Raw genomic sequence first — 13,975 nt, 5'->3', positions numbered from 1 at the left:
CTTCCTCCCCCCTCCCCGGAGGCTTCCATGGGTCGATATGTGATCCGGCGGCTGCTGCAGATGATCCCGGTCTTCTTCGGCGCCACGCTGTTGATCTTCCTGATGGTGAACGTGATGGGCGACCCCATCGCCGGACTCTGCGGCGACCGGGCGTGCGACCCGGCCACCGCCGCCCAGCTGAAGAAGGAGTTCGGTCTCGACAAGCCGGTCTGGCAGCAATACCTGATCTACATGGGCAACGTCTTCACCGGCGACTTCGGCACCGCCTTCAACGGACAGCCCGTCACCGAGCTGATGGCCAGCGCCTTCCCGGTCACCATCCGGCTCACCATCGTCGCGATCTTCTTCGAGATCGTCATCGGCATCAGCCTGGGCGTCCTCACCGGCCTCAAGCGCGGCCGCCCCGTCGACACCGGCGTGCTGCTGCTGACCCTGGTCGTGCTCTCGATCCCCACCTTCGTCACCGGCCTGCTGGTCCAGCTGCTGCTCGGCGTGAAGTGGGGCTGGATCAAACCGGCCGTGTCGCCCGAGGCTCCCTTCAACGAGCTGATCGTCCCCGGCCTGGTCCTCGCCTCCGTCTCGCTCGCGTACGTCACCCGGCTCACCCGGACCTCGATCGCCGAGAACAAGCGCGCCGACTACGTCCGCACCGCGGTCGCCAAGGGCCTCCCGCGCCGCCGGGTGGTCACCCGCCACCTGCTCCGCAACAGCCTGATCCCCGTGGTGACCTTCATCGGCGCCGACGTCGGCGCGCTGATGGGCGGCGCCATCGTCACCGAACGGATCTTCAACATCCACGGCGTCGGCTACCAGCTCTACCAGGGCATCGTCCGCCAGAACACCCAGACCGTCGTCGGCTTCGTGACCGTCCTCGTCCTGGTGTTCCTCCTGGCCAACCTGCTGGTCGACCTCCTGTACGCCGTCCTTGACCCGAGGATCCGCTATGCCTGAGCCGCGCGAACCGTTTGAGCCCCTCGAGTCGTACGGCGAAGAGGGCCGGGCCATCGCCTCCACCGGCGCCGGGGGCGCGGCCGATCTCGCCACGGCCGAGGCCGAGACGCTCGAGAGGACACCGGGCGGCCCCGAAGGCACCGGCCCGGACAAGAAGCCCCGCTCCCTGTGGTCCGACGCCTGGCACGACCTGCGCCGCAACCCGGTCTTCATCGTCTCCGCGCTGGTCATCCTCTTCCTGGTGGTCATCTCCATCTGGCCCTCGCTGATCGCCTCCGGGGACCCCCTCGACTGCGACCTGGCCAAGGCCCAGGAGGGCTCCCAGCCCGGCCACCCCTTCGGCTTCAACGGCCAGGGCTGCGACGTCTACACCCGGGTCGTCTACGGCGCCCGGACCTCCGTCACGGTCGGCGTCCTCTCCACCCTCGGCGTGGCGCTCCTCGGCGGCGTCCTCGGCGGACTCGCCGGCTTCTTCGGCGGCGCCTGGGACGGCGTGCTCTCCCGCATCACCGACGTCTTCTTCGCGATCCCGGTCGTCCTCGGCGGCCTGGTGCTGCTGTCCGTGGTCACCAGCGCCACCGTCTGGCCCGTGATCGGCTTCATGGTGCTGCTCGGCTGGCCGCAGATCTCCCGGATCGCCCGCGGCTCCGTCATCACCGCCAAACAGAACGACTACGTCCAGGCCGCCCGGGCCCTCGGCGCCTCCAACTCCCGGATGATGCTGCGCCACATCGCGCCCAACGCGATCGCCCCCGTGATCGTCGTCGCGACCATCGCGCTCGGCACCTACATCGCCCTGGAGGCGACCCTGTCGTACCTCGGCGTCGGACTGAAGCCGCCGACGGTGTCCTGGGGCATCGACATCTCCTCGGCCTCGCAGTACATCCGCAACGCCCCGCACATGCTGCTCTGGCCGGCCGGCGCGCTCGCGATCACGGTGCTCGCCTTCATCATGCTCGGCGACGCGGTGCGCGACGCCCTCGACCCCAAGCTGAGGTAGGGGACCATGCTGCTCGAAGTCCGCGATCTGCACGTGGAGTTCCACACCCGCGACGGGGTGGCCAAGGCGGTCAACGGCGTCGGCTACTCGGTCGACGCGGGGGAGACGCTCGCCGTGCTCGGCGAGTCCGGCTCCGGCAAGTCCGTCACCGCCCAGGCCGTCATGGGCATCCTCGACACGCCCCCCGGGAAGATCACCGGCGGCGAGATCCTCTTCCAGGGCCAGGACCTGCTCACGCTCAAGGAGGAGGAGCGCAGGAAGATCCGCGGCGCCAAGATGGCGATGGTCTTCCAGGACGCGCTCTCCTCCCTCAACCCGGTGATCAGCGTGGGCGAGCAGTTGGGCGAGATGTTCCAGGTGCACCGGGGGATGTCCAAGAAGGACTCCCGGGCCAAGGCCGTCGAGCTGATGGACCGGGTCCGCATCCCGGCCGCCAAGGAACGGGTGGGGCAGTACCCGCACCAGTTCTCCGGCGGCATGCGGCAGCGCATCATGATCGCGATGGCGCTCGCCCTCGAACCCGAGCTGATCATCGCCGACGAGCCGACCACCGCCCTCGACGTCACCGTCCAGGCCCAGGTCATGGACCTGCTCGCGGAGCTCCAGCGCGAGCTCAACATGGGGCTCATCCTGATCACCCACGACCTCGGCGTGGTCGCCGACGTCGCCGACAAGATCGCCGTCATGTACGCGGGCCGGATCGTCGAGCATGCCCCGGTCCACGAGATCTACAAGGCCCCCGCCCACCCGTACACGCGCGGGCTGCTCGACTCGATCCCGCGGCTGGACCAGAAGGGCCAGGAGCTCTACGCGATCAAGGGCCTGCCGCCCAACCTGCTCGCCATCCCCTCGGGCTGCGCCTTCAACCCGCGCTGCCCGCTGGCCCAGGACGTGTGCCGCACGGACGTGCCGCCGCTGTACGACGTCACCGAATCGCCCGTACCGCGGTCGAGCGCCTGCCACTTCTGGAAGGAGTGCCTCCATGGCTGAGGCGATTCTCCAGGTCCGCGACCTGGTCAAGCACTATCCGCTGACCCAGGGCATCCTCTTCAAGAAGCAGGTCGGCGCGGTCAAGGCGGTGGACGGCGTCGACTTCGACCTCGCGGCGGGCGAGACCCTCGGCATCGTCGGCGAGTCCGGCTGCGGCAAGTCGACCGTGGCGAAGATGCTGGTCAACCTGGAGCGGCCGACCGCCGGCTCCATCTCGTACAAGGGCGAGGACCTCACCACGATGTCCCCGCGCGCCCTCAAGGCCGTGCGCCGGAACATCCAGATGGTGTTCCAGGACCCGTACACCTCGCTGAACCCGCGCATGACGGTCGGCGACATCATCGGCGAGCCGTACGAGATCCACCCCGAGGTCGCGCCCAAGGGCGACCGGCGCCGCAAGGTCCAGGACCTGCTCGACGTCGTCGGCCTCAACCCGGAGTACATCAACCGGTACCCGCACCAGTTCTCCGGCGGCCAGCGCCAGCGCATCGGCATCGCCCGCGGCCTCGCCCTCCAGCCCGAGATCATCGTGGCCGACGAGCCGGTCTCCGCGCTGGACGTCTCCGTCCAGGCCCAGGTGGTGAACCTGCTGGAGCGGCTGCAGAACGAGTTCAGCCTCTCGTACGTGTTCATCGCGCACGACCTGTCGATCGTCCGGCACATCTCCGACCGGGTCGGGGTGATGTACCTGGGCCGGATCGTGGAGATCGGCACCGACGCGCAGATCTACGACCACCCCACCCACCCCTACACCCAGGCGCTGCTCTCCGCGGTGCCGGTGCCCGACCCCGAGGCGCGCGAGCACCGGGAGCGGATCATCCTCACCGGCGACGTGCCCTCCCCGGCGAACGTCCCCTCCGGCTGCCGCTTCCGCACCCGCTGCTGGAAGGCCCAGGAGCGCTGCACCCTGGAGGTCCCGCTGCTCGCCGTCCCGGCGGTCTTCCGGCTGACCGACACCCCGGCCAAGCACGACTCGGCCTGCCACTTCGCGGAGGAGAAGCAGGTGGTGCCGCCGGAGAACGGCACGGAGACCCCCGGCACCCCCGACCCGCCTCCGGAGGCTTAACGTCCGGGCAACTTCACCGAATTGGATCCGATATACGGACGCGGGACGCTCGACAGCGTACGGCCGTGCGGGTGCCGTTGGACCGGTCGGGGCGCGCCATGTCGCCCCGACCGGTCACTCCGCGAACCGACTTGACGCACAATCCCTCCGCATATGCGGAACCGCTTGTCCCGGCCCATCGCGACCGTGAGTATCGGCCCCGTGACTGTGACACGAACGGCACGTCTCACCGGCGCCGCCCTGTGCGCCGCGCTCGCCCTCGTCATCGTCGTCTGGCTGCTGAGCGACCTGGCCACCTTCCGGTCGCCCGTCGAACTGCTCTGGTACTGGGCGGGGGACCGCGCCTTCCTGCTGAGGCGCCGGGCCGCCACCTCGCTCGTCGACCCGGTGCTGCTCGTCGCCTACCTGGCCACCGCGTTCGCCGCCCTGCGCTCCTCGCTCGCCGGACCCGCGCTGGCCGTCACCGGGCTCACCACCCTCGCGCTGCGGCTGCCCGGCCTGTGGGCCGCCGGCGTCGACGCCCTGGTCACCACCCTGCTCACGCTCGCCCTCGCCGCCGGCCTGGTCGTCACCGCCTCCGCCGGCCGCCGCGACGAGCACGAGCAGGAGCGCGAGGGGGAGCCCGGCGGCCCGACCCGCCCGCGCACCGGGCCCGCCGTCGCCGCCGGGGCGCTGTGCGGGCTCGCCGCGCTGGTCTGGGCGGCCTGGGAGGTGCACTGGGCGACCGCGCTGCCGGTCGAGTTCACCGTCGACCGGTTCACCGGCGGACGCTCCCTGCTGCTGCCCGCCCTCGCCGTCCCGCCCGGCTGGCTGGACGTCGTGCTGACCCTGCTGCTGCTCGCCGCCGCCCTCAGCGCCCTCACCCGCGCCCGGCACGCCCGGCCGGTCGGCCTGCTCGCCGGGCTGCTGCTCACCGGCTGGGGCACCGGCGGCGTGGCCACCGCGCTGCGCGCCGGCTGGTTCGGCGGCCTCGCGGACCTGGAGGCCGACACCCTCCTCGCGGTCCTCACCTCCGTCTTCGCGGTGCTCGCCGGGGCCGCCGTCATGGTGCTGCTCGCGCGGCCGGGGGCGCGGCGCCGGTCACCGTACCGGCCCGTCGCCGCCCTGCCCCCTGCCCCGCCCGCGCGGCGGCCGCCCGGCTGGTGATCAGGCCGGTCCCAGCGACCGCTTCAGGAACTCCACCTGGAGCAGCAGCAGGTTCTCCGCCACCTGTTCCTGCGGCGTCATGTGCGTGACGCCCGAGAGCGGCAGCACCTCGTGCGGCCGTCCGGCCGCGAGGAGCGCGGAGGAGAGCCGCAGGGTGTGCGCCGCCACCACGTTGTCGTCGGCGAGCCCGTGGACGATCATCATCGGCCGGGCCGGCTCGGCCGCCTCGCCCAGCCCCTCGTCCGTCACCAGGGAGTTCGCCGCGTAGACGGCGGGCTCCTCGTCCGGGCGGCCCAGATAGCGCTCGGTGTAGTGGGTGTCGTAGAGCCGCCAGTCCGTGACCGGGGCGCCCACCACGGCCGCGTGGAAGACGTCCGGCCGCCGCAGCGCCGCCAGGGCGGCGAGGTAACCGCCGTACGACCAGCCGCGGATCGCCACCCGCCCGAGGTCGAGCGGGAAGCGGCCGGCGAGCCCGTGCAGCGCCTCGATCTGGTCGTCGAGGGTGAGGGCGAGGTCACGGCTGACCGCCTTCTCCCAGGCGGGCGAGCGGCCCGGCATGCCGCGCCCGTCCGCGACGATCACGGCGAAGCCCTGCTCGGCGAACCAGCGGGAGGTCAGATACGGGTTGTGCGCGGCGAGCACCCGCTGCCCGTGCGGGCCCCCGTACGGGTCCAGGAGCACCGGCAGCGGACCGTCGCCCTCCGACCAGGACGAGGGAAGCAGCACGGCGCACGGGATCCGCCGTGCGCCCGCCTCGACCAGCCGCGCGTCGGCGGCGAGCGGGGGAGTCTGCGCGTACGAGGCGACCTCGGCGACCGCCTTCCCGTCCCGCAGCACCCGCACCGTGCTCCCCGGGACCTCCGGCCGCGCCGAGGACAGCACCGTCACCGCACCGGAACGCACCGCTCCGTGCACCCCGGCACCCTCCGAGACCCGCTCCGCACCCCGGGGGCCTACCCGGTACACATGGATCTCACCGATCTCGGGAGCCTCCGCCGCCTCACCCGCCGACGCCGAGATCAGGACATCTTCCGCTCCCACGTCGAGCACCGCCCGCACGTGCAGCGAGCCGTCCGTCAGCACCCGGTCCCCGACCGCGAGCACCCGGGCGCCGCCGAGGTCGGCGATCCGCACCAGCCGCCCGTCCGGTGTCCGGGCCGGGACGCCCGTGAACAGCTCCAGCCACACCGGGTCCTCCTCCCGGAGCACCGGCCGCGTCGCCCCCGACCCCGGATCGACCTCCAGATGCGCCTGGGAGCGCTGGTCCCGGGCCTGCACCAGGAGCAGCGGCGCCCCGTCGCCCGACCAGTGGACCCGGGCCAGGTACGGGTACGCCTCCCGGTCCCACACCACCTCCGTGCGGGCCCCGTCGAGGCCCACCAGGACCAGCCCCACCTCCGCGTTGGGCGTGCCCGCCGCCGGGTAGGCCACCGGGTGCGGTGCGCGGTCCGGGTGCGCCGGATCCGCGATCCACCAGCGCCGCACCGGCCGCTCGTCCACCCGCGCCACGAGCAGCCGGTCCGAGGACGGCGCCCACCAGAAGCCCCGGCTGCGGCCCATCTCCTCCGAGGCCGCGAACTCCGCCAGGCCGTACGTCACGCCCTCCGCCTCCGGCTCGGCCAGCGCCCGGTCCCCGCCCGTCCCGGAGCCCGGGTCGGTGCCCGTCACCCGCAGCGCCCCGCCCGCCGCGTAGGCGACGTACCGCCCGTCCGGCGAGGGGCGCGGGTCGACCACCGGCCCCGGCACCGGCAGTTCGCGGGCCGTGCCGGCCCGCAGCTCCGCCGTGAACAGGCGCCCGGACAGGGCGAAGGCCGCCAACTCCACGGCCCCGTCCGCGGCGTAGCCCACGATCCCGCCCGAGCCCTCCCGGCTCCGCTCCCGGCGCGCCCGCTCCTCCGCGGGCAACTCCTCCTCCGCGCCGGCGAGCAGCGCCCGCGGATCGGCCGCCAGGCGCTCGACCGGGCCGTCGGGCCCGTCGAGGTCCAGCACCCACAGCCCGTGGGACCGGTCCGTCCCCGAGCCGGACCGGACGAACACCACCCGCCCGCCGTCCGGCGACACGCTGAACGCGCGCGGCGCGCCGAGCGTGAACCGCTGCGTCCGCGCGGAGCGACGGGGGAACGAAAGGGAGTCTCGTGACGAAGTCATGTGACCGAAACTAGCGGCCGTGCGCCCCCTCATGCCCCCGTACACCGATCGATGCGATCGCACGGATAGTTATGATCCGTAGCGCTAGGTGGGTATGCATCCCCTGGCACATGCCGATCGAACGTCCGACCCGAAGAAGTATGGAGGTGAACCGCCGTGGCACTCTCGATTTCGGTGGTTGTGCTGCTGGCGATCGTCGTCTTCCTGCTCATCCGGAAATCCGGGCTCAAGGCCGGGCACGCGGCGATCTGCGCGCTCCTCGGGTTCTACCTCGCGAGCTCGTCCATCGCCCCGTCCATCAGCACGCTCACCACGAACGTGGCGAGCATGATCGGCGGACTGAAGTTCTGACCTGCCGCTCCGCCGGTGGTCCCGCCTCGTAGGGTGGGGCCATGACGGTTCTTCCCGCCCGTCGTCTGCTCCTGGTGCACGCCCACCCGGACGACGAGTCGATCAACAACGGCGCCACCATGGCCAGGTACGCGGCCGAGGGCGCCCAGGTCACCCTGGTGACCTGCACCCTGGGCGAGGAGGGCGAGGTCATCCCGCCCGAGCTCGCCCACCTGGCGCCCGACCGGGAGGACCGGCTCGGCGAGCACCGGGTCGGCGAACTCGACGCCGCGATGAAGGAGCTGGGGGTCACCGACCACCGCTTCCTCGGCGGCCCGGGGCGCTTCCGCGACTCCGGGATGATGGGCGCCGAGCAGAACGGGCGTCCGAACGCCTTCTGGAACACGGACGTCGACACCGCCGCGCCGTACCTCGTGGAGGTGATCCGCGAGACCCGGCCGCAGGTCCTGGTCACCTACGACCCCGACGGCGGCTACGGCCACCCGGACCACATCCAGGCCCACCGGGTCGCCACCCGCGCCGCCGAACTGGCCGCCGACCCCGCCTACCGGCCCGAGCTCGGTCCCGCCCACGCGATCGCCAAGATCTACTGGAACCGGCTCCCGCGCCCGGTCGTCGAGGCCGGCTTCGACCGGCTGCGCGCCGAGGGCTCCGTCTTCCCCGCCGCCGCCGAGGTCGGCGACCTGCCCGGAGTCGTCGACGACGCCCGGATCACCGCCGAGATCGACGGCGCCGGCGCCCACGCGGCCCGCAAGACCGCCGCCATGCGCGCCCACGTCACCCAGATCGCCGTCGACGGCCCCTTCTTCGCCCTCTCCAACAACCTGGGCCAGCCGATCTTCACCACCGAGTACTACGAGTTGGTCCACGGCGCGTCCGGCGCGCCCGCGGGCGAACGCGAGACCGATCTCTTCGCCGGAGTCGCCTCGTGAAGGGGCGTTACGTCTGGTACGCGGTGCTCGTCGTCCTCGGCGCCCTCGTCGGGGCGGCCGGCTCCCTGGTCCAAGCGGCCTGGTTCCCGGCCGGGTTGCTGCTGGCCCTGCTCGCCTCAGCGGCCGTCTTCTACGGCGGCCGGATCGCCACCGGCACCCAGCTGGGCGTCGCGGCCTCCGGCGGCGGGTGGCTGGTCGCCATCGTGGTGCTCAGCTTCGGGCGCCCCGAGGGCGACGGCCTGTTCGGCGGCGGACTCGGGGAGATGGTCTTCCTGCTCGGCGGCATGGCCGTCGCTGTGATGTGCGCCACGATGAACCGGCTGTCGCGACCGGCCCCGTGAACAGGCCCACTTGACCCGGCCCCGCCCCGAAGGCCGGGCCGGACCTCCGCCGGTCCGGCCTGACTTCGGCCGGATTGCCCATGGCCGATCCACGCCGGGTCGGGTACAGGGCGGCGGCGGCCAGTATGGTGGTGCGCGCCGTCGACCGCCCCGATCACCATGTGCGTCAGCAAGAGCGCGGGCGGCGGAGCCAACCGGGAGATCCTGCTTTGAGTCGTGAAACTGGTCGAGAGACTGACAGTTCGTCCTCCGGCGCCCAGGCGCGCGGCGGGGCCGCGTACCCCTCGGGCACCCCTCCGTACGGGCTCCGCCCGGGCCAGGAGGCGATGGAGGAGGCCCCCGCGGCCTCCGCGCCGCCGGAGGAGCCCAAGACCGAGACCACGCTGACGACCCGCATCCGGATCAACATCCCGGGTTCGCGTCCGATCCCGCCCGTGGTCGTCCGCAAGCCGGTCGCCGAGGCGGCCCCCGACGTCCAGGCCCAGGTCGTGGCCCAGGCCCCGGTGGCCGAGCCCGAGCCGCCGCGCCCGGAGCCGGTGCCCGAGCCCGAGCCGGTCGCCCCGGCCGAGCCGCACCGGGCGGAGGAGAAGCCCACCAGCGACTGGTTCGCCCCGCGCAAGCCGTCCGCCCCCGCGCCGAAGCCCGCCGCCGCCCCGGCCCCCGCGCCGGGCCCGGTCACGGCCCCGACGCCCGCGCCGGCCGCCGCCGCGCCCGGCTTCGCCGGCGGCTCCGCCTCCGACGGCGTCCCGTCGGCCGCCAGCACCACCCAGAGCATGCCGATCGTCACGCCGCTGACGGGCGGCCCCGGCCACACGCCCGCGGGCGGCACGCCGGTGTTCGACCCCGGTGCCGGCAATCCGCTCTACGACAGCGGCCCGGGCCACACGCCCGCCGCGGGCACCCCCGTCGTGACCCCGCCGACCGGCCCGACCACCGGCCCGGTCACCGGCGGCAGCCCGGTCGTCGGCCCCGGCCACCCGCAGGGCGGCGCCGCCCCGGCGGGCCTGCCCGGGACGCCGCGGACCACGGGGACCCCCGGGACGCCCGGGATGCCCGGGATGACGGACGCGCTCCGCATGTCGGACGACACCGCGATCCTGACGCCGCAGAGCGCCGGGCCCGGCGGACCGCTGGACGGCGGGCACGTCTCGGGTTCCACGCTGACCAGCGGCATCCCGGCCGTCCCGCCGGGCCCGGACCTGACCCCCCGTATCCCCGAGCGGCCCGAGGCGGCCTTCGACGGCGGGTACGCCACCCCCGACTGGTCCGACGCCCCCGACGCCCCCGACGGGTCCGGCGGCTACGAGCGGCCCGGCGACTACGACGAGCCCGCGCCCGCCCCGGCCCGCAAGCCCGCCCCGGCGCCCGCCAAGAAGGGCCGCTCCAAGCTGGTCCTCGTCGGTGCCGGCGTCGTCGGCCTCGTCGGCGTCGCGTACGGCGCCGGACTGCTCCTGAACCACTCCGACGTCCCCAAGGGCACCACCGTGCTCGGCGTGGACATCGGCGGCGGGACGAAGGAGGAGGCGGTCGGCAAGCTGGAGGCGGCCCTGGGCAAGCGCGCCCACGCCCCGCTCCGGCTCGACGTCGGCGGCACCAGGACCGAACTGGCCCCCGACAAGGCGGGCCTCGCCCTGGACGCGCAGGCGACCGTGCGCGGCGCGGCCGGCAGCGACTACAACCCGGTGTCGGTCATCGGCTCGCTCTTCGGCGGCGAGCGGGTCGCCCAGCCGGTCTTCCCGGTCGACGAGGAGAAGCTGGGCGTCGCCCTCACCGACCTGGCCGGCAGCTCCGGCTCGGCCACCGAGGGCACGATCGTCTTCTCGCCCGGCAAGGTCACCGCGGTCGAGGGGAAGCCGGGCAAGGGCCTGGACGTCCAGCGGTCGATGATCGCCGTGAAGGACGCCTACCGCGCCCAGGTCGAGACGGGCGCGGCGAAGACCGTGGCCCTCCCGGTCGTCACCCGCCAGCCCTCCGTCACCAAGGCCGAGCTCGACCGGGCGATGAAGGAGTTCGCGGAGCCCGCGATGTCCGGCCTGATCACGATCAAGGCGGGCTCGAAGAAGATCGACTTCGGTCCGGCCCGCTCGCTGCCGAAGATCCTGTCCATGAAGGCCGTCGACGGGAAGCTGGTCGAGGTCTACGACAAGCAGGCGATCGACGACCTCCTCGACGGCGTCTTCGCCGGGATCATGATCACCAAGGGCGACGGCAGCAAGCACGAGGTCTCCGCCGACGACGTGGCCTTCGTGATGCGCGACGCCCTGCGCGGCAAGACCCCGTCCGAGCGCGTCCGGACCATCGACCTCAGCGGCGAGGGCTGACCCTCCCGGAGGGCCGCGGTACGGGGGGCTACCACTCGCCCCCGTACCGCGCCTTCCTGGCCCGCAGCCAGGCCTGGACCTCCCGGGCCTCGCCCGCGGACGCCGCCCGCAGGTCCTCGGCCCGCACCGTCGCCACGTAGTGGACGAACCGCACCCGCCGGTGCCGTCCGTCCACGCCGATGACCTTGCCGGGGCCGTACACGTCGGTGCCCGTGTGGGCGACGTAGCTGCCGGGACCGTGGGGGGTTTCCATCGCGCTCCTTCCGCTCGGGACGTTCCTGTGCGACGTCCGCCCCCACAGTGGCGCGGATCGCCCCGCCCCGAGGCCGTACACGCCCTAAGGCACCGCGTGCAGGCGGTCCGCTCGTCGCCCGGCGCGCTCGGGAAGGCCCCGTCGGCGAGGGGGCTCCGCGGGACGGGTCAGTTGAGCAGCGCCCGCGCCGCCTTCGCCCGCTGCCGGATGGTCTCGGCGGCGCTCGGCTCCACCGCGTCCATGACCGTCGCGTACGCCTCCATCTCCAGCGCCCCGGTGAGGAAGTCGCCGCGCTGGACGAGCAGCTCCGCGCGCTCGTAGCGCAGCCGGGCCGGGTGCGAGGGCAGCATCAGGGAGAGGTCGACCGCCCACAGGGCGACGTCCGAGCGCTCGGGCCGGGCGGTGGCCCAGGCGCGGATGTTGTTCAGGACCCGCAGCACGATCGCGGTGGGCGAGGCGGGCCGCAGCATCGAGGGGTCGAGCGCCTCGCCCGTGGCGCCCGCGACCAGCAGCTCGGCGTCGGCGCCGGTCATGGCGCGGCCGCCGGCGAAGGGGTCGGCCAGGTGGAGGTCGCCCGGGTCGCCGAAGCCGACCACGAAGTGGCCGGGCAGGCCGAGGCCGTAGACGTGGGCCCCGGCCCGGCGGGCGACCTCCATCCACACCACCGACAGCAGGATCGGCAGCCCGCGGCGGCGCAGCAGCACCTCGTGCAGGAGGGAGGACTCCAGCCGCTGGTAGTCGGCGGGCACGCCCTGGAAGCCCTCGCGGCGGCCGAGCAGCTCGGAGAGCGCCGCCACCCACGCGTCGGCGCCGCGCGTCCCGTACGGCACGAGCCCGGCGAGCCGGTCAAGCTCGATCTCGGCCGCGTCCAGGTCGGCCTGGGTCACCGAGGGGTCGGCCACCGCGCCGACCAGCAGGCAGAGGCGGGCGAGGTCGGGCTGCTCGGCCCTGGCCTCCTCCGCGAACTCCCGCCGCCAGTCGGTCATGCGCCCGTCCATCGGTAGTGGTGGTAGTGGTGGTGGACCGCGAAGCCCATCCCGTCGTACAGCGCCCGGGCGCCGTCGTTGTCCGCCTCCACCTGGAGCCAGGCGGCCGACGCGCCCTCGTCGAGCGCGCGGCGGGCGAGCGCCGTCATGACGGCCGTGGCCAGGCCGCGGCGCCGGTGGGCGGGGTCGACCTCCACCGCCATGAACCCGGCCCAGCGCCCGTCCACCACACAGCGTCCGATCGCCGCCGGTATCCCTCCCGTTCCCGGTACGGAGGCGAACCACACACTCGGGCCGCTGCCGAGCACCTTCAGGACCTGCGGGCCGGGCTCGCCGAAGCGCTGGTAGCGGCCCAGCCAGCCCTCGTCGAAGGAGCGGCCGAGCCGGACGGCGTCGACGTCCGCGCCGGTGTCGCCGATCGGGGCGAGCGCCGCGATCCGCACCTCGGCGGAGACCTCCCGCCGCCAGTCCCGCCGCTCCAGCTCGGCGCAGAGCAGCTCCTGGGTGCCCGCGCCGCCGGTGGCGGCCTGCACGTAGGCGGGCAGCTCCCGGGCCGCGTACCACTCCCGCACCCGGTCGAGGGCGGCCGCGACGGGCATGCCGGGATCGCCCAGCGGCAGCGCCGAGTTGGCCCGCCGGGTGAATCCGCCGGCGGCCCGCAGGGTCCACTCGCCGAGCGGCTCGCTCTCCAGCGGCTGCCAGGCCCGGGCGGTGGCGCGGGCGAGCTCGGGGAAGGTCGCGGCGGGGCCGCGGCGGCGGGCCGGGGCGGCGGGGACGGTCTTGCCGGCGACCAGGGAGGATCCCGCGATCCGGACGGTTTCCCCCGTCCTGCGTGTGATCAGCAGCACACCGTCCTCCCACGATGTGAGAACGCCGACCGCGTCGGTGAACTTCTCACCCGGCGCACCCGAGTCCGTCACGTACCGAACAGAGACGCGTTTTCCCACGTCAGAGGCGGTAATACGGACTTCGAGTCGTCCTCCACCGGCGAATTCCACAGCTTCTTAGCCCCTCCTGTTCGGATCGCCCCCGAGAACGGAGATACTAGGGGCGGGCATCGACGACGCCGCGCTCCCGCGCAGACCAGCCCTATCGAGGAGGAACGACAGCGTGACCTACGTCATCGCGCAGCCTTGTGTCGACGTCAAGGACAAGGCGTGCATCGAGGAGTGCCCCGTCGACTGCATCTACGAGGGCCAGCGGTCCTTGTACATCCACCCGGACGAATGCGTCGACTGCGGGGCCTGTGAGCCGGTCTGCCCGGTCGAGGCGATCTTCTACGAGGACGACACCCCGGACGAGTGGAAGGACTACTACAAGGCGAACGTCGAGTTCTTCGACGAGCTCGGTTCGCCCGGTGGCGCCTCCAAGCTCGGCCTGATCGAGCGCGACCACCCCTTCATCGCCGCCCTGCCGCCGCAGAACGGCTGATCAACCGCCCTCGGTCCCGTACGGCATCGTCCGCTGTACGGGGCCGACGCGTTTGCCGA

General features: G+C 73.4%; 14 protein-coding genes. 10 read left to right on the top strand and 4 right to left on the bottom strand.

Translation table 11 applies throughout. From position 1 onward, the window contains the following. Positions 1-27 precede the first annotated feature (27 nt). The 5 genes from ABD981_RS14515 to ABD981_RS14495 all read left to right on the top strand — a co-directional run bounded on the left by ABD981_RS14515 (position 28) and on the right by ABD981_RS14495 (position 5,153). Positions 28-951 (top strand): ABC transporter permease, encoded by a 924-nt coding sequence (locus ABD981_RS14515; protein ID WP_046911698.1) that lies wholly within the window; start codon positions 28-30, stop codon positions 949-951. Continuing rightward, complete coding sequence (locus ABD981_RS14510) at positions 944-1,951, top strand: ABC transporter permease (RefSeq protein ID WP_046911699.1); 1,008 nt, start codon at positions 944-946, stop codon at positions 1,949-1,951. The genes ABD981_RS14515 and ABD981_RS14510 overlap by 8 nt, the downstream gene beginning before the upstream one ends. Before the next feature lie 6 nt (positions 1,952-1,957). Further along, entirely contained in the window at positions 1,958-2,941 is a 984-nt protein-coding gene (locus tag ABD981_RS14505) for an ABC transporter ATP-binding protein (protein WP_046911700.1), read from the top strand. Further along, a complete protein-coding gene (locus ABD981_RS14500; protein ID WP_046911701.1) occupies positions 2,934-4,007 on the top strand; it encodes an ABC transporter ATP-binding protein in 1,074 nt (357 codons plus the stop codon). The genes ABD981_RS14505 and ABD981_RS14500 overlap by 8 nt, the downstream gene beginning before the upstream one ends. 201 nt (positions 4,008-4,208) lie before the next feature. After that, the gene (locus ABD981_RS14495; protein ID WP_046911702.1) at positions 4,209-5,153 is read left to right on the top strand and encodes a hypothetical protein; all 945 of its coding nucleotides are present in this window, start codon (positions 4,209-4,211) and stop codon (positions 5,151-5,153) included. On the opposite strand, the gene ABD981_RS14490 is transcribed toward ABD981_RS14495, so the two are convergent. Beyond that, positions 5,154-7,301 carry an alpha/beta fold hydrolase gene (locus tag ABD981_RS14490; protein ID WP_123955174.1) on the bottom strand — a complete coding sequence of 716 codons (2,148 nt, stop codon included), beginning with the start codon at positions 7,299-7,301 and terminating at the stop codon, positions 5,154-5,156. It lies immediately after the preceding gene. A 156-nt stretch (positions 7,302-7,457) separates the two neighbouring features. Between ABD981_RS14490 and ABD981_RS14485 the strand changes: the two genes are divergently transcribed. The 4 genes from ABD981_RS14485 to ABD981_RS14470 all read left to right on the top strand — a co-directional run bounded on the left by ABD981_RS14485 (position 7,458) and on the right by ABD981_RS14470 (position 11,246). After that, positions 7,458-7,652: a hypothetical protein gene (locus tag ABD981_RS14485; protein ID WP_046911704.1), complete on the top strand. Its 195-nt coding sequence runs from the start codon at positions 7,458-7,460 to the stop codon at positions 7,650-7,652. 41 nt (positions 7,653-7,693) lie between these two features. Then, positions 7,694-8,584 (top strand): N-acetyl-1-D-myo-inositol-2-amino-2-deoxy-alpha-D-glucopyranoside deacetylase, encoded by an 891-nt coding sequence (gene mshB / locus ABD981_RS14480; RefSeq protein WP_046911705.1) that lies wholly within the window; start codon positions 7,694-7,696, stop codon positions 8,582-8,584. Then, positions 8,581-8,925 carry a DUF6113 family protein gene (locus ABD981_RS14475; RefSeq protein ID WP_046911706.1) on the top strand — a complete coding sequence of 115 codons (345 nt, stop codon included), beginning with the start codon at positions 8,581-8,583 and terminating at the stop codon, positions 8,923-8,925. The genes mshB and ABD981_RS14475 overlap by 4 nt, the downstream gene beginning before the upstream one ends. A 209-nt stretch (positions 8,926-9,134) precedes the next feature. Further along, a complete protein-coding gene (locus tag ABD981_RS14470) occupies positions 9,135-11,246 on the top strand; it encodes a hypothetical protein (protein WP_425586406.1) in 2,112 nt (703 codons plus the stop codon). 28 nt (positions 11,247-11,274) lie between these two features. On the opposite strand, the gene ABD981_RS14465 is transcribed toward ABD981_RS14470, so the two are convergent. The 3 genes from ABD981_RS14465 to ABD981_RS14455 form a co-directional block, all read right to left on the bottom strand. Further along, positions 11,275-11,499, bottom strand: coding sequence for a hypothetical protein (locus ABD981_RS14465; RefSeq protein ID WP_046911650.1), 225 nt, complete (start codon positions 11,497-11,499; stop codon positions 11,275-11,277). Between the two features lie 167 nt (positions 11,500-11,666). Then, entirely contained in the window at positions 11,667-12,485 is an 819-nt protein-coding gene (locus ABD981_RS14460; protein WP_240495469.1) for a transglutaminase family protein, read from the bottom strand. Beyond that, entirely contained in the window at positions 12,482-13,483 is a 1,002-nt protein-coding gene (locus tag ABD981_RS14455) for a GNAT family N-acetyltransferase (RefSeq protein ID WP_046911648.1), read from the bottom strand. Before ABD981_RS14455 ends, ABD981_RS14460 begins: the two co-directional genes overlap by 4 nt. Before the next feature lie 112 nt (positions 13,484-13,595). Here ABD981_RS14455 and fdxA point away from each other — a divergent pair, with 112 nt between their 5' ends. Beyond that, positions 13,596-13,916 (top strand): ferredoxin, encoded by a 321-nt coding sequence (gene fdxA / locus ABD981_RS14450; RefSeq protein WP_046911647.1) that lies wholly within the window; start codon positions 13,596-13,598, stop codon positions 13,914-13,916. Positions 13,917-13,975: the final 59 nt, after the last annotated feature.

It is taken from the genome of Streptomyces showdoensis (assembly GCF_039535475.1).
GTDB lineage: Bacteria > Actinomycetota > Actinomycetes > Streptomycetales > Streptomycetaceae > Streptomyces > Streptomyces showdoensis.
This window is presented reverse-complemented; position numbering and strand designations above follow the sequence as displayed.

Excerpts from the sequence above, each read along its gene's own strand:
- ABD981_RS14515 (WP_046911698.1), top strand. The coding sequence starts at position 28 with ATGGGTCGATATGTGATCCGGCGGCTGCTGCAGATGATCCCGGTCTTC.
- ABD981_RS14510 (WP_046911699.1), top strand. The coding sequence starts at position 944 with ATGCCTGAGCCGCGCGAACCGTTTGAGCCCCTCGAGTCGTACGGCGAA.
- ABD981_RS14505 (WP_046911700.1), top strand. The coding sequence starts at position 1,958 with ATGCTGCTCGAAGTCCGCGATCTGCACGTGGAGTTCCACACCCGCGAC.
- ABD981_RS14500 (WP_046911701.1), top strand. The coding sequence starts at position 2,934 with ATGGCTGAGGCGATTCTCCAGGTCCGCGACCTGGTCAAGCACTATCCG.
- ABD981_RS14490 (WP_123955174.1), bottom strand. The coding sequence starts at position 7,301 with ATGACTTCGTCACGAGACTCCCTTTCGTTCCCCCGTCGCTCCGCGCGG.
- mshB (WP_046911705.1), top strand. The coding sequence starts at position 7,694 with ATGACGGTTCTTCCCGCCCGTCGTCTGCTCCTGGTGCACGCCCACCCG.
- ABD981_RS14465 (WP_046911650.1), bottom strand. The coding sequence starts at position 11,499 with ATGGAAACCCCCCACGGTCCCGGCAGCTACGTCGCCCACACGGGCACC.
- ABD981_RS14460 (WP_240495469.1), bottom strand. The coding sequence starts at position 12,485 with ATGACCGACTGGCGGCGGGAGTTCGCGGAGGAGGCCAGGGCCGAGCAG.